The sequence below is a fragment of the Ideonella sp. genome (assembly GCF_041914305.1).
Taxonomy (GTDB): Bacteria; Pseudomonadota; Gammaproteobacteria; order Burkholderiales; family Burkholderiaceae_C; genus Ideonella.
On the sequence record NZ_JAYSDQ010000009.1, the window covers coordinates 196,542 to 213,621 of the forward strand.

Sequence of the window (17,080 nt, forward strand, 5' to 3'; positions counted from 1 at the left end):
GGTGCTTTGGAGCGCATCGCGGCGTTACCGGCCGAGGCACGGGCATCAGGCCCGTACCTCGGCCGGCGTCTAGCGCTGCATCCCCAGAGCACCCCGGCGGGGCCGTGATTTATGCATTAACAGGCCCCAAATGACAACGGGGCGGCCCGCGAGCCGCCCCGTTTCATGCCAGCTCGACAGGCCGGGCGATCAGATGCGCGCGACGCGCATCACCTGCACACACCCCAGCCCCACCAGCAAGAAGGCCAACAGGCTCCAGAACGCATAGGGGATGCCCAGCAGCGTGACCGATGCCTCGGCGCACGAGGCCATCGGCGCGAACACCTGCGGCGCATGGTCGTACAGGCCCATCGCCTGCATGATGCGGTCGGCCAGCGTGAGGTTGCAGCTGTCGCTCTTGGCCGCGACAAAATACTGCCACAGCGCCGCGGCGACACCGCACACCGCGATCATCAGCCCGCCGGCGGCCAGCACGCGGCGGATGCCGTTCGACATCAACAGCCCCAGCACGGCAAAAGCGCCGATCAGCAAGAAGAGCAGCCGCTGGAACGTGCACCAGGGGCAGGGCTGCATGTCGAACTGGTACTGCGACACCAGCGCCAGGCCGACCGAGCCGAAGCACATCAGCGCGATCAGTGCCAGCACCGGGGCCGGGCGGCCGAGCAAGCCATCCATGGGCATCAACCTCAGGGTTTGAGTTCTGCGATCAGTTCGATCTCGACGCACGCGCCGAGCGGGATCTGCGCCACGCCAAAGGCGCTGCGCGCATGAGCGCCGACCTGCGGGCCGAACACCTCGCCGATCAGCTCAGAGCAGCCGTTGGTCACCAGGTGCTGCTCGGTGAAGGTCGGGGCCGAGTTGACCAGGCTCATCACCTTGACGATGCGGGCCACGCGCTCCAGGTCGCCGCCGCAGGCCGCCTTCAGCGTGCCCATCAGCTCGATCGCGATCGCGCGGGCGGCGGCCTTGCCTTCTTCGGTGCCCATCGTCAGGCCCAGTTGGCCCACGTGCGGCTTGCCGTCTTTCTTGGCGATGTGGCCGGAGATGAACACGAGGTTGCCCGTCTGCACGAAAGGCACATAGGCGGCGGCGGGGATGGCCACGGGCGGCAGATCGATGCCGAGCTCTGCCAGGCGTGCGGCAACAGACATGGGTTTCTCCGGTAAGAAAATGATTCGGCGGGCATCCTACACTGGGGCATGCAGGGGGGCGTGATCGCGGCGCTGGCACTGGCCTGGTTGGCCGGCAGCGCCCTGCAACTGCAGCAGGCCGAATTGTGGGCGCCCGGCGTCTACCTGGTGATGGGGGCGGCGGCGGTGCTGGTGCTAGCAGGGGCCGCCTGGCGGGCCGGCCGACTTGGCGCTGGCGTGGCGGTGTGTCTGGCCGCCTGCGTGGCCACCGGCGCGCTCGCCTGCGCTCAAGCAGGGCTGCGTGGCGGTGCGCGTGTGGCCGACACGCTGCCGGCCGCGCTCGAAGGCCGTGACCTGGTCGTCAGCGGCCGCATCATCCGCTTGCCGCAGGTCGATGCCGAAGGCCTGCACTTTCTCTTCGCGCCCGACGACGCCCGCGGCGCCGACAACCAACCCGTCACCTTGCCGCCGCGCCTGTGGCTGGCCTGGCCGCGCGAGGGCGCCGGTGCGCTGCCGCAGGTGCTGGCCGGCGAGCGCTGGCAACTGCCGCTGCGGCTGAAGCGCCCGCACGGCGCGATGAACCCCGAAGGCTTCGACGCCGAGCTGTGGCTGTTCGAGCAAGGCATTGGCGCGGTCGGCTCGGTGCGCGCCAGTGCACCGACCGACCCCCAGCGGCTGGGCCACCCCCGCTGGTGGCGGCCCGACGAGCAACTCGACGCCGCCCGCCAGCGCTGGCGCGACGCGGCGCTGCTGCAAGGCGGCGGGCCCGACGTGGCCGGCGTGCTGGCCGCGCTCACGGTGGGCGACCAGTCGGCGATCGATTCACCGGGCTGGGCCCTGTTCCGCCAGACCGGCGTGGCGCACCTGATGAGCATCAGCGGCCTGCACATCACGCTGTTCGCCTGGCTGGCTGGTGGGCTGGTCGGCCACCTCTGGCGCCAGAGCCGCCGCCTGATGCTTGCGTGGCCAACGCCTTATGCCGCGCGCTGGGGCGGTGTGTTGCTGGCCACCGGCTATGCGCTGGTCGCCGGCTGGGGCGTGCCGGCGCAGCGCACGGTGTGGATGCTGGCGCTGACCGTGGGCCTGCAGCAGCTGGGCCTGCGCTGGCCCGCGCTGCTGGTCTGCCTGCTGGCCGGCGCGGCGGTGGCGGCGCTGGACCCGTGGGCCTTGCTGCAGCCGGGCTTCTGGCTGTCGTTCGTGGCGGTGGCGCTGCTGATCGCCAGCCACCCACCCGAGGTCGACACCGAACAGGCGCTGGGCTGGCGCGAGCGTGCCGTTGCCGCGTTGCGGGGGGCCCTGCGCCAGCAGGTGATCGCCACGCTCGCGCTGGCGCCGCTGACGTTGCTGCTGTTCCAGCAGATCTCGCTGATTGGCTTCGTCGCCAACCTGCTGGCGGTGCCCTGGGTCACGCTGGTGGTCACGCCGCTGGCGCTGGCCGGGCTGGTGCTGCCGCCGTTGTGGGCGCTGGCCGGCTGGGCGCTGCAGCCGTTGCTCACGGTGCTGGGCTGGCTGGGCCAGGTGCCGATGGCTGTGTGGACGGTGCCGGCCGCGCCCACCTGGGCCGCTGCGCTGTGCTTGCTCGGCGGCGCGCTGCTGGTGCTGCCGCTGCCCTGGCGCGCCCGCCTGGCCGGGCTGCCCTTGCTGCTGCCGCTGCTGTGGCCGGCCATCCAGCGCCCGGCGCCCGGCCACTTCGAGCTGCTGGCCGCCGACGTGGGGCAGGGCAGCGCCATCCTCGTCCGCACGGCCCATCACCTGCTGTTGCACGACACCGGTCCCAGCTACGGCCAGGACAACGACGCCGGCCAGCGCGTGCTGCTGCCGCTGCTGCGCGCCCGCGGCGAAACGCGCATCGACAGCCTGGTGATCAGCCACCGCGACACCGACCACGTCGGCGGTGCGCCGGCCATCCTGGCCGCCCTGCCGGTGGGCGAGCTGCGCACCGGGCTGGAGCCGAACCACCCGCTGCGCCAGTCCACCGGCCCCGGCGGGCAGCCAGTGCCGCATGTCGACTGCGAAGCCGGCCAAACCTGGCAGTGGGACGGTGTGCGGTTCGAGGTGCTGCACCCGCCCGCCCACCTGTGGCACCACGGCCTGAAGCCCAACGCGATGAGCTGCGCCGTCCGCGTGCAAGACGCCGCTGGTCACAGCGCCTTCCTCACCGGCGACATCGAGGCCGAGCAAGAGCAGGCCCTGGTCGAGCGCCTGGGCTCAGGCCTGAAGAGCGACATCCTGCTCGTGCCCCACCACGGCAGCCAGACCTCGTCGACCCCCGCTTTCCTGGCCGCCGTGCAGCCGAAGGTGGCGGTGATCCAGGTGGGCTACCGCAGCCGTTTCGGCCACCCGCACCCTGCGGTGCTGGCGCGTTACGCCGCCGCGGGCATCCCGGTGGTGCGCAGCGACCATTGCGGTGCGTGGCTCGAGCAAGACGATGGTGCATGGTGCACAAGAGTCGTGCGCAAGCGATACTGGCACTGGCAGGCCCCTGCGCTGTCGCCCGCAGGTGGTGTGGTTGTTGCTACTGATTGAAGTCAGAGGAGTGTCTGAATGACGAGACCCAGCTTCGACGAGATGCATGCCAGCAGCGACAGCGTTCGCGAGCACTACAAGACCTACGCCCAGTGGCTCGCGCAACAGCCGCGCGACATGATGAAGAGCCGGCGCGAAGAAGCCGAGGTCATCTTCCGCCGCGTCGGCATCACCTTCGCCGTCTATGGCGACAAGGACGAAGGCGAGGGCACCGAACGCCTGATCCCCTTCGACCTGATCCCCCGCGTGATCCCCGCGCACGAATGGCGCGAGATGGAAAAAGGCCTGCGCCAGCGGGTGACCGCGCTGAATCGCTTCATCCACGATGTCTACCACGGCCAAGAGATCCTCAAGGCCGGCCTGGTGCCCGAAGAGCAGATCCTGAGGAATGCGCAGTTCCGCCCCGAGATGATGGGCGTGGACGTGCCGCAGAACGTCTACTCGCACATCGCCGGCATCGACATCGTGCGCGCCGCCAACCCCGACGGCTCGGGCAGCTACTACGTGCTCGAAGACAACCTGCGCGTGCCCAGCGGTGTCAGCTACATGCTCGAAGACCGCAAGATGATGATGCGGCTGTTCCCCGAGCTGTTCAGCGAGCACCGCATCGCGCCGGTGGCCCACTACCCCGACCTGCTGCTGGAAACGCTGCGCAGCGTCGCGCCGCAGGGCGTGAACGAGCCGACCGTCGTCGTGCTCACGCCCGGCATGTACAACTCGGCCTACTTCGAGCATGCGTTCCTCGCGCAGCAGATGGGCGTGGAGCTGGTCGAGGGGCAAGACCTGTTCGTCAAAGACAAGTTCGTCTTCATGCGCACCACGCAGGGCCCGAAGCGGGTCGACGTGATCTACCGCCGCATCGACGACGACTTCATCGACCCCAAGGTCTTCCGCCCGAATTCGACCCTGGGCTGCGCCGGCCTGGTCGAGGCCTACAAGGCCGGCAACGTGACGCTCAGCAACGCCATCGGCACGGGCATCGCCGACGACAAGTCGATCTACCCGTATGTGCCGAAGATGATCGAGTTCTACCTCGGCGAGAAACCGATCCTCAACAACGTGCCGACCTACCTGTGCCGCGAGGCCGGTGATCTGAAATACGTGCTCGACCACCTGCCCGACCTGGTGGTCAAAGAGGTGCACGGCGCCGGCGGCTACGGCATGCTCGTCGGCCCGGCGGCCACGAAGGACGAGATCGCGGCGTTCCGCGAGCACCTCGTCGCCAACCCCAGCAACTACATCGCCCAGCCGACGCTGAGCCTGTCCACCTGCCCGACCTTCGTCGAGTCCGGTATCGCGCCGCGCCACATCGACCTGCGGCCCTTCGTGCTGTCGGGTACCAGCGTGCAGACGGTGCCCGGCGGCCTGACCCGCGTCGCGCTGAAAGAAGGCTCCCTCGTCGTCAACTCGTCTCAAGGCGGTGGCACGAAGGACACCTGGGTGTTGGAAGACTAACGGGTCGGGAGGACGAGATGCTTTCACGTACAGCAGACCATCTTTTCTGGATGGCGCGCTACATGGAAAGAGCAGAGAACACTGCTCGGATGTTGGACGTCAACTACCAGACCGCGCTGCTGCCGCAATCGGCCGGCGTGGCCGAGCAGGGCTGGCAGGGGCTGCTCAGCATCAGCGAGCTGACGCACGACTACACCACTCGCTACGGCGGCATCAACCCGCGCCAGGTGATGTCGTTCATGGTGAAAGACGAGCGCAACCCGTCGTCGATCCTGAGCTGCCTGCGCGCCGCGCGCGAAAACGCCCGCGCCGTGCGCGGCACGCTGACCACCGAGGTGTGGGAGACGACGAACCAGACCTGGCTCGAGTTCAACCGCCTGCTGGCCGACGGCAGCCTGACGCGCGACCCGGCCAGCCTGTTCGAGTGGGTCAAGTTCCGCTCGCACCTGAGCCGCGGTGTCACCGTGGGCACGATGCTGCAAGACGAAGCCTTTCACTTCATCCGCATCGGCTCGTTCCTCGAGCGGGCCGACAACACCGCGCGCCTGCTCGACGTGAAATTTCACGCCGTGCAGAGCGACTTCTACGGCGCCGCCGACGAGAAGGACAACGAGTACGACTTCTACCACTGGTCGGCGATCCTGCGTTCGGTGTCGGGCTTCGAGGTCTACCGCAAGGTCTACCGCAACGTGATCACGCCCGAGAAGGTGGCCGAGCTGCTGATCCTGCGGCACGACATGCCGCGCTCGCTGGCGGCTTGCATGCACGAGGTGGTCACCAACCTGAAGCTGGTCGCCAACGAGCAGTCGGCCGACACCCAGCGCCGTGCTGGCCGCTTGCAGGCCGACCTGGACTACGGCCGCATCGACGAGATCCTCGCCACCGGCCTGCATGCCTACCTGACGCAGTTTCTGGACCGCGTGGGCGACCTCGGTGCCGGCATCAGCCGCGATTTCCTCGTCGCGGCCGTGCACTGATCAACGAACGCGAAGGACGCCCCTTGTCGATTCATGTCGCGCTCAAGCATGTCACGCACTACCAATACGATCGCAACGTCGGGCTGTCGCCCCAGATCGTGCGGCTGCGCCCGGCGCCGCACTGCCGCACGCCGATCCTGTCGTACTCGCTGAAGATCGAGCCGGCCGAGCACTTCATCAACTGGCAGCAAGACCCGTTCGCCAACTACCTGGCGCGGCTGGTCTTTCCCGAGAAGACGACCGAGTTCAAGGTCACGGTCGACCTGGTGGCCGAGATGTCGGTCTACAACCCGTTCGACTTCTTTCTCGAACCGGGCGCCGAGACCTTTCCCTTCAGCTACGACGAGGCGCTGGCGCAAGAGCTGGCGCCGTACCTCGTCACCGAGCCGCTGACCCCCGCGTTCGCCAAGTTCGTCGACAGCATCGACCGCAGCGAAACCCGCACGATCGACTTTCTCGTCGGGCTGAACCAGCGGCTGCAGCACGGCATTCGCTACCTGATCCGCATGGAGCCCGGCGTGCAGACGCCGGAGCAGACGCTGGTCAACGCCAGCGGCTCGTGCCGCGATACCGGCTGGCTACTGGTGCAGACGCTGCGCCACCTGGGCCTGGCCGCGCGCTTCGTCTCGGGCTATCTGATCCAGCTGACGCCGGACGTGAAGGCACTCGATGGCCCGAGCGGCACCGAGGTCGACTTCACCGACCTGCACGCCTGGTGCGAGGTCTACCTGCCGGGGGCCGGCTGGATCGGCTTCGACCCCACCTCGGGCCTGCTGGCCGGCGAGGGCCATATTCCGCTGGCCTGCACGCCGCAGCCTTCGAGCGCGGCGCCGGTCAGCGGCGCGGTCGACGAGAGCGAGGTGCAGTTCAAGCACGAGATGGCGATCACCCGCATCTGGGAATCGCCCCGCGTCACCAAGCCTTACACCGAAGATCAGTGGACGCGGGTGCTGCAACTCGGCGAGCAGGTCGACGACGAGCTGCAGGCCGGCGACGTGCGCCTGACGATGGGCGGCGAGCCCACGTTCGTCTCGGTGGATGACCGCGACGGCGCCGAGTGGAACACCGACGCGCTGGGCCCCACCAAGCGCATGTTCGCGCAAGACCTGGTGCACCGGCTGCGCGCCGAATACGGCCAAGGCGGCTTCTTGCACTTTGGCCAAGGCAAGTGGTACCCGGGCGAGCAGCTGCCGCGCTGGGCCTTGTCGATCTGCTGGCGTGCCGATGGCCAACCCTGCTGGCACGACCCCAGCCTCTTCGCCGACGAGCGCGACCCGCACGCCTACACCAGCGAAGACGCCAAGCGCTTCATCCGCGGGCTCACCGACCGCCTCGGGCTCGATGCGCAGTATGTGCAGACCGGCTATGAAGACACCTGGTACTACCTGTGGCGCGAGCGCCGGCTGCCGGTCAACGTCGACCCGTTCAACGCCAGGCTCGACGACGAGCTCGAGCGCACTCGCCTGCGCCGCATCTTCAGCCAGGGGCTGGAGCACGAGGTGGGCTATGTGCTGCCGTTGAAGCGCAGCGAAGGCCCGCAGCTCGGCGGCAACAAGTGGGTCACCGGGCCCTGGTTCTTTCGCGACGAGCGCATGTACCTGCACCCCGGCGACTCGCCGATGGGCTACCGCTTGCCGCTCGACTCGCTGCCCTGGGTCGCCAAGAGCGACTACCCCTACCTGCACGAGCAAGACCCGTTCGCCCCGCGCGGCCAGCTGCCCGGCCCGGCCGCGCTGCGCGCGCAATACGGTGGCGGCTACGCGCCGCACAGCGAAGGTGGCGGTTTTGCCGAAGGTGGCGTGGTCGGGCTGCAGGCGCTGCGGGGGGCGCCGGGCGAAGGTGCCCCTGGTGGTGGTGGGGCCGGTGGTGCGCCCAGTGGTGCGCCCGGGCAGGGCGAGGGCAGCGGCCCCGTCGCCACCGACACCACCTTCCCCGAGCGCCAACAGTCGGCCCACTGGATCACCCGCACCGCGCTGTGCGTCGAAGCGCGCGACCCGCGCCGTGCCAACGGCCCGAAGGCCGAGAACACCGGCAAGGCCACCGGCGTGTTGTACGTCTTCATGCCGCCGCTGCAAGCGCTGGAAGACTATCTCGAGCTGCTCGCCGCGGTCGAAGCCACCGCCGCCGCGCAGCGCGTGAAGATCGTGCTCGAAGGCTACCCGCCGCCGCGCGACCCGCGGCTGAAGCTGCTGCAGGTCACGCCCGACCCCGGCGTGATCGAGGTGAACATCCACCCCGCGCACAGCTGGCGCCAACTGGTGCAGCAAACCGAGTTTCTCTACGACGCCGCGTTCCAGTCGCGCCTGTCGACCGAGAAGTTCATGCTCGATGGCCGCCACACCGGCACCGGCGGCGGCAACCACTTCGTGCTCGGCGGCGCCACGCCGGCCGATTCGCCCTTCTTGCGCCGGCCCGATCTGCTGGCCTCGCTGCTGGCCTACTGGCACAACCACCCGGCCTTGAGCTACCTGTTCTCAGGCCTGTTCATCGGCCCGACCAGCCAGGCCCCGCGCGTCGACGAAGCCCGCAACGACCAATTGCGTGAGCTGGAGATCGCGCTGGGTGAGATCGAACGCGCCACGCAGATCCACGGTTCGCAAATGCCACCATGGCTGGTCGACCGCACCTTGCGCAACGTGCTGGTCGACGTGACCGGCAACACCCATCGCAGCGAGTTCTGCATCGACAAGCTCTACTCGCCAGACTCGGCCACCGGGCGCCTGGGCCTGCTGGAGCTGCGCGCCTTCGAGATGCCGCCGCACGCGCGCATGAGCATCGTGCAGCAGTTGCTGTTGCGCTCGCTGGTCGCCCGCTTTTGGAAGACACCCTACAAGGCCGCGCTGGTGCGCTGGGGCACCGAGCTGCACGACCGCTTCTTGCTGCCCAGCTTCTTGAAGATGGATTTCGACGACGTGCTCGAAGACATGGCCGCCGCCGGCTACGGCTTCGACGCGGCGTGGTTTGCGCCGCACTTCGAGTTCCGCTTCCCGAAGATCGGCGAGTTGACGGCGCGCGGTGTGCACCTGACGCTGCGCAACGCGCTGGAGCCGTGGCATGTGATGGGCGAAGAGGGGGCCGCCGGCACCACGGTGCGTTATGTCGATTCGTCGCTCGAGCGCATCGAGCTGCATGTCAGCGGCCTGGTCGACCCGCGACACCGTGTGGCGGTGAACGGCGTGGCGGTGCCGCTGCAGCCCACCGGCCGCGTCGGTGAATACGTGGCCGGCGTGCGCTACCGGGCGTGGGAGCTGCCTTCGGCGCTGCACCCCACCATCGGCGCCCACGTGCCGTTGACGATCGACCTCATCGACACCTGGATGAACCGCTCGCTCGCCGGCTGCCAGTACCACGTGGCCCACCCGGGCGGCCGCAACTACGCCACCTTCCCGGTCAACGCCTTCGAGGCCGAAAGCCGCCGCCTGTCGCGCTTTTTCCCGATGGGCCACACGGCGGGCACGAGCCAGGTGCCGCCGCCGCAACGCAGCCTCGAGTTCCCGTTCACGCTCGACCTGCGGCGTGCGTGATGCCCCGGCCTTGCTGCCCCTTGGGGGCGCCATGAATTGGCGGCCCCGGGGCGGGCAGGCATGATGCGGGCTCATACCGCGCTGTCATGTCCCCCACGAGCCTGCCCCCTGGCGCCGAGTCGCCTCGCCAATCCAGCCTGCTGTCCGACGAGCTGCCAGAGGCGGCCGTGCTCGCCGCGGCCGCCGCCACCCAGGGCACCGAAGGCCACTACGACGAACTGCACGGCCGGCTGAACGAGCCCGGCACCACGCGCGCGGCCCGCGTGCAACTGGCCCCGTTGTGGCAGCAGTTCTTCGACGCCAGCGGCACCGCAGGCTGGCAAGACCTGGCCACCCGCGCCCAGCGCGTGCAGCGCCGCGTGCAGGAAGACGGCGCCACCTACAACGTCTACTCCGACGGCAACACCGAGGCCACCCGGCAGTGGCCGCTGGAGCTGCTGCCGGTGCTGATCGGCGCCGAAGCGTGGGCCGGCATCGAGGCCGGCGTGGCGCAGCGCGCCCGGCTGCTGAACGCGGCCATGGCCGATGTCTACGGCGAGCGCCGCCTGTTGGACGAAGGCCTGCTGCCGCCTTCGCTGGTGCTGGGCCACCCGCAATACCTGCGGCCCTTGCACGGCGTCAAGCCGCGCGGCGGCGTGCACCTGCACATCGCCGCCTTCGAGCTGACGCGCGGCCCCGACGGCGGCTGGTGGGTGCTGGGCCAGCGCACGCAGGCGCCATCTGGCCTGGGCTACCTGCTGGAGAACCGGCTGATCATCGCCCAGCAGTTTCCCGAGGCGTTTCGCGACCTGCGCGTGCAGCGCGTGGCGGCCAGCTTCCAGACGCTGCTGCAGGGCTTGCTGCGCCTCTCGCCAGCAGGTGAACGCTCGCGCGTGGTGCTGCTGACACCTGGGCCGCACAACGAAACCTACTTCGAGCAGGTTTTTCTCGCCCGCTACCTGGGCCTGACGCTGGTGGAAGGCGGCGACCTCACCGTGCGCGGCAACCGCCTGTACCTGAAGACGCTGCACGGGCTGGAGCGTGTGCACGTGCTGCTGCGCCGTGTCGACGACGACTATCTGGACCCGCTGGAGCTGCGCCCTGATTCGGCGTTAGGCGTGCCCGGCCTGTTGCAGGCCCTGCGCGCCGGCGAGGTGGTGGTGGCCAACTCGCCCGGCGCCGGCTGGCTCGAAAGCCCGGGCCTGGCCGCCTTCTGGCCCAGCGTGGCCGAGAAGCTGTTGGGTGAAGAGTTGCTGCTGCCGGCCACCACCAACTGGTGGTGCGGCGAAGAGGCGGTGTGGAAACGCCTCGCGCCCAAGCTGGCCGACTTTGTGGTGGCGCCCACCTTCCCGAGCAACAACGCCAGTGCCGGCGGCTTTGGCAGCGGCGCACCCACCAGCGGCTTCGCCCCGCTGGTGACGGCCGCGCTCGCCCCCGGCGCCCGCGCCACGCTGCAGGCCCGCATCGACGCCGACCCCGCCGCTCACACGCTGCAGGCCCGCGTGCGCCCGAGCGAAACGCCCGTCTGGCGCGAGGGCGCGCTGGAGCCGCGCGCCACCGTGCTGCGCGTGTTCGCGTTGAGCGACGGCGCCGGCGGCTGGCGCGTGCTGCCCGGCGGCCTGGCGCGCGTGAGCCACCGGCGCGACGCCGCGCACGACCCATGGCTGAGCATGCAGCGCGGCAGCGCCAGCGCCGACACCTGGGTCCAGACCGAAGGCGAGATCGACACCACCAGCCTGCTGCCCAAGCCGCTGACCGCAGCCGACCTGGCCGGCTGGCACCGCACGGTGACCAGCCGCTCGGCCGAGAACCTGTTCTGGCTCGGCCGCTACACCGAGCGCGCCGAAAACACCGTGCGCCTGGCCCGCCTGACGCTGGAGGCGCTGACCGGCTCGTTCATCTACGGCGCATCGCCCGCCGTGCTGCGCGTGCTGGACACGCTGGCCCGCCGCCACGGCCTGGTCGGCGCCGAGGTGCCGTCGCCCGAGCAGAGCCTGCGCGTGTTCGAGCGCTCGCTGGTCTATGCGCTGGGCGATGCCGAATCGAGCCGCAGTGTGGCCTTCAACCTGCTGGCGCTGCGCAGCTGCGCACAAGCGCTGCGCGAGCGGCTGTCGCAAGAGCACTGGAAGCTCATCCACGAGGTGGGCGACCATTTTCAGCAGCACTACGAGCAGGTGATGCAAAGCCCGGTCAACGAGCCGCTGGCCGATGCGCTGGGCGTGCTGGGGCGCGTGACCACGCACCTGGCCGCGATCACCGGTGCCCAGACCGACCGCATGACACGCGACGACGGCTGGCGCCTGCTCAGCGTCGGCCGCCAGATCGAGCGGCTCGATTTCTTGAGCCATGCGCTGGCCACCGGTTTCGAGCATGGCCTGCAGCAGCGCGACGACGGCTTCGCGCTGCTGCTGGGCATCTTCGACTCCACCATCACCTACCGCGCGCAGTTTCAGGCCCGGCGCGAGGTGCCGCCGCTGCTGCACCTGCTGGTGCACGACACCGACAACCCGCGCTCGCTGGCCTGGGTGGCGCGCACCATGCGCGACCGCTTCGTCAAACTGGCACGCCACGAGCCACTGTGGGCCCATGAAATGGCACAGACACTGCCGCGCCCCGAAGACTGGCCGCTGGACCTGATGGCCGCCCCCGACGACACCGGCAGCCACGGCCCGCTGGTGGCCGCGCTGCGTGACTGCAGCGTGCAGGCGCAGGGCCTGTCCGATGCACTGGGCAGGCGCTTGTTCTCGCACGTGGGCGCGGTGGACCGCGCCGTGTGGCAGTGAGCGCGCCCGCAGCGACCCACCCGATGACCACCATGCCCGACGCCGCCAACGAAGCACTGCCCGAGCCCGGCGGCAACGCCGCCGCGCCAGCGGCCACCGGTGCCGACGGCCGCATCTGGCTCAAGGTGCGCCACGACACCGCCTACGACTACGACGCGCCGGTCGAGCTGGCCCACCACATGGCCCACCTGGCGCCGCGCGACACGGCGCTGCAGCAGGTGCGCGGCTGGCGCCTGGTCGTCGACCCACCGCCCGACGAATGGCTGCAAGGCCGCCCGACCGATGCCTGCGGCGTGCCCCAAGGCCAGAGCAGCGTCGACAGCTGGGGCAACACCCGCGTCGCCTTCAGCCACGCGCGTGTGCACGAGCGCCTGCAGGTGCAAAGCACCTTCGAAGCCGGCCTGTTGCCGCAGCCCGAGCCCGACCCCGCCAACAGCCCACCGTGGGAAGAAGTGGCCCAAGCGCTGCGCTACCACGCCGGCGCCGTGCGATCCGAAGCGGTGGAGTTCAGCCTGCCCTCGGCCTACGCCCCGCGCGACGCCGCGTTGGCCGCGCTGGGCCACGAGGCCTTCACACCCGGCGTGAGCGTGGTCGCCGGCGCGCTCGCGTTGATGCAGCTGATCCACGAGCGCTTCACCTACGAGCCCTTGTCCACCACAGTGGCCACGCGCGCGCCCGAAGCGCTCGCCGAGCTGCGCGGCGTCTGCCAAGACTTTGCCCACGTGATGATCGGCGCCTGCCGATCCCTCGGCCTGGCGGCGCGCTACGTCAGCGGCTACCTGCTCACCCAACCGCCACCCGGTCAACCCAGGCTCGTCGGCGCCGACGCCTCGCATGCCTGGGTCCAGGTCTGGTGCCCCACCCAAGGCTGGGTGGCGCTGGACCCGACCAACGCCGTGCCCGCCGGCACCGACCACGTCACGCTGGCGTGGGGGCGGGACTATGCGGATGTGGCGCCGCTGCGCGGCGTGATCCGCGGTGGGGGCCGGGCGCAGCCGTTGGTGGGGGTGACGGTGGAGCCGGTGTGAGCCTGGCGACGATGCATCTGGCCGGCCCGTTCGGACACGCCATTCGCCGTGTTCACTTCGCGCTGTGTCTTGCCGTGGCGGCGTGCAGTCCCCAGGCTCCCGCGATTAGTCTCGAAGCCGTGAAGGCTGCTGGAGATCCGATGGTTCGGGCCTTGATGGGCTACGAGCAGACCCACGGGCACTATGCCGCGTCGCTACAGGAGGCGGGCGTTGCCCCTGTCGTCACCGAGTTGGGCGCCTTCCAATACGAGCGAAGAGGAGAGGGCGCCGATTCCTACTTCGTGCTCTTCGTCGGCGACTACACCCGCCATGGACAGGTGCTGTTCTGGAACAGCGCGATGGAGCCGCAAGGGTGGTTGACCTAAGAGTGATCTGCGCTCACCAGCGAAGAGGCGAGCGGCTCTCGGTGGCGTGGCTCAGTCGAACAGTTGGCCGCTAGGCCTCGGAGGCGAGTACATGCGCAAGTATTCGCTCCGCCGCCTCATCCGGCGTGAGGCGGGTCACATCGAGGTTCAAGGTTTCAACGCCCTGCGGGCGCAGCACAGTCGCTTCCCTGGCCTTCCTTCTTGCATTGTCTGGATCAATCTCCTTGAAGGCTTCTGCTCGGCCAGGGCACGTTGCTCGACGCGCAGCCTCTTCGGGATCGATTTGCAGACGGACCGCGCACAAGCGCGCCCCACGCTCAGCCGAGGCTCGCCGCACGTCTTCGAAGACCTCGTTGTGCTTTGGAATTCCCTCAAGCAGTTCGTTCGTGAAAATGAAGGTTCGCCCGGGCTTGCCAAGATCTCTCACTGTCTCCAGCACCGCAGCTCGGACGCGCGAAACCTTCTCCCAGACCTCCGGCACAAGCGGCGTGATTCCGTCTGGATCGATGAGCGAGAAGATGACGTTGTTGATGTGATGGTTGTCGACGATGATGCAGCCGTGACGCCTGTGGATGGCCTTCGCAATCGTCAGCTTCCCGCATCCTGCGATGCCCAAGAGGTAGATGAAGGTGCCGTTCGGGGGATGCATCATGAGACCCAACGTTCGACGCAAGGAGAATCCTGCGGCATGCTGCGCAGGGGTTGGTGCGCTGCCATGCCGGAGGCCAGCCCTTGCGTGGCCATCCGGCGCCTGAGGCGCTGTCCTGTGACAGGTATTCTTGGCAATGGAAAGACGAAGAAACGTGAAGTGGCTTGGATGGACAGCGATTGTGATCGCACTGGTCACGTCAGCACAGTTCGCGAGTGCCCAGTCGGACCCTGAAGCGGCGGCCTACGCGCACAAGCTGGGGTCTCAGGAGGTCTGGGAGAACGCCAAGGCAGGCAAGGTGCAGCGCCTGCTGGTCGAGTTGAACGTGGGCTTTCTGGATACGGTGATTGCCAGAGAGCGGGTCGCGATTTCCGACGAGACGGATCGGCGAAGGGCTGCTGCCGGCGGCGCCAAGGAACTCATCGATGCAATCGACGCCGAGGCCAAGACGCGCGACGCCGCCGTCGTGGCCAAGCTGAAGAGTCGGCTGCGCGCAGCCAAAGACGGCGCATTCCCCGACGGCCAACTCGCGGGTGCCCGGGTCGTCTACGACTTTTCCGTTCTCCCGGTCGTGATGGTCGAAGTGCCAGACCTGGAGTCCTTGAGGGCTGTGCTCAACGTGTCGACCGTTCGCTTGGTCAACATCAACGGGCAGGTCAAGCCTGCCGCAGATTGAGCGGCGCTCTTGCAGCCAGCAAGGGGGCGGAGTCGGGGGTTTATCGGCGGCTTTGCAGCGGGTCCAGTCGGTCAATCCTCGACGCGGCAGTCACGGTCACGGCCACCTACCAGTCGGTGATCCACACGAACGATTGCGCCACGACCGACTGGTCTCGAAGGCACTGCTGACCTTCGACTAGCGGGCAGTGCTTTCATGAGTCGTCGGGCAATTGAGCGGCTGCTTCATCTGGACGCCAACTCACGCGCCCGACCCACAGCGGTCTTACAACCCGCGAGACTCGGCCGCAGAGCTGCCTCCCAACAGTGGGCGCACGCTACGATGCGTTCCCAGACTCGGTGAAAGTAGGGGCGCTCAGAGCCGAGACGCGCTGTGGCGCAGAACTGAGCCCCGTCACGCGTCTCCCAGCTCATCTCCCGGACCCGTACAACGGTCCTTCGACAGTCGATCATCGCGCTCGCGGAGCAGCCAGTAGACAATTCCCAAGACGAGCGTGGCAAGCGCCAGTGCGGCAATGGTCTGTGCTTCCGTGACCTTGCTGTCCAGCACGATGAACTTCCTGGACAGGGCCAGCAAGGCGATCAGCACCACCGTCTTGACCTGCACAATGCTCTCTCGGCGCAGTGCTACCCGAATGATCGAATGCTTGAACTCGAGACATTCTTAAAGCTAAGCTGCCTGCATGTAGTGACAAGTCGATCAAGCAGGTTCTGAAGCGCAATGACTTGCTGGCAGAGGCACTGCCACCGCTTCCGACGCATGGCTACTCAGCTCGGACCATTCATAGTGTGAAGGGAGCCGAGTTCCCCGCGGTGTGCGTGGTGCTCTCCCCTAGAAAGGCGAAGCGCACGATCGAGTATCTCGAGACCGGCGCGCCGCCCGCAATGGCGGAGGAGCTTCGGAAAGTCTACGTCGGGGCCTCGCGTGCCCAGCGCTTGCTGGCGATTGCTACGCCCCACACTCAGGTCAGGAAGTTGGAGAGGCTCCTGACTGATCCTGCCAACGCAGGCGGTTTGACAGTCATCCGTCTTTGATCGGTCACAGCCGTTGGTAGGCCAGGCTTGTCAGCTAAAGAAAATAGCATCCACCGATGAACTACGACGAGTGGGCTGCTGCTGGTTCCTTGTGAAAAGCGACCTAAGTCCCTTCCTCTGGAAGGCATGCGACTGGTAGCTTGGGGGCGACGAGTTCGAAGGCGGCTATGTCGCCGATGGGTCGGGCGCCGACGACCAACGCAAGCGGATGGAGACGCTCGCTCGCCATCAGCTGACCACAACGATCGAGTGACCGGTGACCTAGGTGCAGCGGCCCTTCGCGGCGCCGGTCGACGAACGACAGGTGACCAACTCCGCCGACATTCGGGCCGCTGTCAGCGAGCGACAGCACCCAGTCTGGACCTGCCACCCACCATGGCGACAGTCCGGGGTGCGACAGGCGCATCTCCCTCGGCATCGCATCACCTACCTTGGCAGCACAAAGTCCTTCAGCAACTCACCTGACTTCGCATCAAACTCGAAGACGCGGTTCCCACCGCGCTGGGTCGCATTCGTCCAAACGACCCAGATCTGTTTCCGGGGAGAAAACCATCCACCGGTTCGAACATGCGACGGTCTGACGCTGACGTCTTCGCCAAGCGTCTTGCCTGTTTCGGCGTAGATCGTTCGAACCCGTTGAAGGGCTTCCTCAGCGGTCATGCGGTCGATCGGTCGGGTGGTAGGCGTTGAAGATCATGGCTACCTACGTTGATCGAGAGGCGCTGCAGCGACGAGGCCGCCAGCACCGGGCCAACGGTCAACGGTCAACGGGCCTGTACGGGCAGGTCAGCGGTTAGCCGCGACCGCCGTCACGCCCTGCCTTGAAGGATGGACTGGCGGCGGACGACACGGACACCGGCTCCGAGATCTTGTGATCTCCCAACTAAGGCGAAGGCAGTGCTCGCAGTCGCACCGACAAGCACGTCACGCAGCCTTCCAGCTTTTCAAACTCCG

Annotated in this window: 12 protein-coding genes and 2 pseudogenes; 9 read left to right on the forward strand and 5 right to left on the reverse strand. The window is 68.2% G+C overall.

Annotated features, from left to right (window positions below):
• Positions 1–189: 189 nt before the first annotated feature.
• Together ACE3SG_RS14185 and ACE3SG_RS14190 are read right to left on the reverse strand one after the other, a co-directional pair.
• A complete protein-coding gene (locus tag ACE3SG_RS14185; RefSeq protein WP_374565914.1) occupies positions 190–675 on the reverse strand; it encodes a disulfide bond formation protein B in 486 nt (161 codons plus the stop codon).
• An 11-nt stretch (positions 676–686) separates the two neighbouring features.
• Positions 687–1,151, reverse strand: coding sequence for a RidA family protein (locus ACE3SG_RS14190; RefSeq protein ID WP_374565916.1), 465 nt, complete (start codon positions 1,149–1,151; stop codon positions 687–689).
• Between the two features lie 60 nt (positions 1,152–1,211).
• On the opposite strand from ACE3SG_RS14190, the gene ACE3SG_RS14195 reads away from it, so the two are divergent.
• From ACE3SG_RS14195 to ACE3SG_RS14225, 7 genes are all read left to right on the forward strand, one after another.
• Positions 1,212–3,656, forward strand: a complete 2,445-nt coding sequence (locus ACE3SG_RS14195) for a DNA internalization-related competence protein ComEC/Rec2 (protein WP_374565918.1) — start codon at positions 1,212–1,214, stop codon at positions 3,654–3,656.
• Between the two features lie 18 nt (positions 3,657–3,674).
• Positions 3,675–5,111 carry a circularly permuted type 2 ATP-grasp protein gene (locus ACE3SG_RS14200; protein WP_374565920.1) on the forward strand — a complete coding sequence of 479 codons (1,437 nt, stop codon included), beginning with the start codon at positions 3,675–3,677 and terminating at the stop codon, positions 5,109–5,111.
• A 17-nt stretch (positions 5,112–5,128) separates the two neighbouring features.
• Positions 5,129–6,088: an alpha-E domain-containing protein gene (locus ACE3SG_RS14205; RefSeq protein WP_374565922.1), complete on the forward strand. Its 960-nt coding sequence runs from the start codon at positions 5,129–5,131 to the stop codon at positions 6,086–6,088.
• 23 nt (positions 6,089–6,111) lie between these two features.
• On the forward strand, positions 6,112–9,612 hold the full coding sequence (locus tag ACE3SG_RS14210) for a DUF2126 domain-containing protein (protein ID WP_374565924.1): 3,501 nt from the start codon (positions 6,112–6,114) through the stop codon (positions 9,610–9,612).
• A gap of 86 nt (positions 9,613–9,698) precedes the next feature.
• Positions 9,699–12,374, forward strand: a complete 2,676-nt coding sequence (locus ACE3SG_RS14215) for a circularly permuted type 2 ATP-grasp protein (RefSeq protein WP_374565925.1) — start codon at positions 9,699–9,701, stop codon at positions 12,372–12,374.
• 32 nt (positions 12,375–12,406) lie between these two features.
• Positions 12,407–13,402, forward strand: a complete 996-nt coding sequence (locus tag ACE3SG_RS14220; protein ID WP_374565927.1) for a transglutaminase domain-containing protein — start codon at positions 12,407–12,409, stop codon at positions 13,400–13,402.
• Positions 13,399–13,767, forward strand: coding sequence for a hypothetical protein (locus ACE3SG_RS14225; RefSeq protein ID WP_374565928.1), 369 nt, complete (start codon positions 13,399–13,401; stop codon positions 13,765–13,767). Before ACE3SG_RS14220 ends, ACE3SG_RS14225 begins: the two co-directional genes overlap by 4 nt.
• A 70-nt stretch (positions 13,768–13,837) precedes the next feature.
• Here ACE3SG_RS14225 and ACE3SG_RS14230 read toward each other — a convergent pair whose 3' ends face one another.
• Complete coding sequence (locus ACE3SG_RS14230; RefSeq protein ID WP_374565930.1) at positions 13,838–14,419, reverse strand: hypothetical protein; 582 nt, start codon at positions 14,417–14,419, stop codon at positions 13,838–13,840.
• Positions 14,420–14,597: 178 nt separating this feature from the next.
• Here ACE3SG_RS14230 and ACE3SG_RS14235 point away from each other — a divergent pair, with 178 nt between their 5' ends.
• Complete coding sequence (locus tag ACE3SG_RS14235) at positions 14,598–15,092, forward strand: hypothetical protein (RefSeq protein ID WP_374565932.1); 495 nt, start codon at positions 14,598–14,600, stop codon at positions 15,090–15,092.
• Positions 15,093–15,485: 393 nt separating this feature from the next.
• Here the strand turns inward: ACE3SG_RS14235 and ACE3SG_RS14240 are convergent.
• Positions 15,486–15,749: pseudogene (locus ACE3SG_RS14240) on the reverse strand (phosphate-starvation-inducible PsiE family protein); the annotation flags it as partial.
• A gap of 41 nt (positions 15,750–15,790) precedes the next feature.
• Here ACE3SG_RS14240 and ACE3SG_RS14245 point away from each other — a divergent pair.
• Positions 15,791–16,126 (forward strand): 3'-5' exonuclease, encoded by a 336-nt coding sequence (locus tag ACE3SG_RS14245; protein ID WP_374565989.1) that lies wholly within the window; start codon positions 15,791–15,793, stop codon positions 16,124–16,126.
• A 472-nt stretch (positions 16,127–16,598) separates the two neighbouring features.
• Here the strand turns inward: ACE3SG_RS14245 and ACE3SG_RS14250 are convergent.
• Positions 16,599–16,751: pseudogene (locus ACE3SG_RS14250) on the reverse strand (hypothetical protein); the annotation flags it as partial.
• Positions 16,752–17,080 lie beyond the last annotated feature (329 nt).

Bases quoted from the DNA above. Each gene is read 5' to 3' on its own strand.
- ACE3SG_RS14185 (WP_374565914.1), bottom strand. From the start codon at position 675: ATGGATGGCTTGCTCGGCCGCCCGGCCCCGGTGCTGGCACTGATCGCG.
- ACE3SG_RS14190 (WP_374565916.1), bottom strand. From the start codon at position 1,151: ATGTCTGTTGCCGCACGCCTGGCAGAGCTCGGCATCGATCTGCCGCCC.
- ACE3SG_RS14200 (WP_374565920.1), top strand. From the start codon at position 3,675: ATGACGAGACCCAGCTTCGACGAGATGCATGCCAGCAGCGACAGCGTT.
- ACE3SG_RS14205 (WP_374565922.1), top strand. From the start codon at position 5,129: ATGCTTTCACGTACAGCAGACCATCTTTTCTGGATGGCGCGCTACATG.
- ACE3SG_RS14215 (WP_374565925.1), top strand. From the start codon at position 9,699: ATGTCCCCCACGAGCCTGCCCCCTGGCGCCGAGTCGCCTCGCCAATCC.
- ACE3SG_RS14220 (WP_374565927.1), top strand. From the start codon at position 12,407: ATGCCCGACGCCGCCAACGAAGCACTGCCCGAGCCCGGCGGCAACGCC.
- ACE3SG_RS14230 (WP_374565930.1), bottom strand. From the start codon at position 14,419: ATGATGCATCCCCCGAACGGCACCTTCATCTACCTCTTGGGCATCGCA.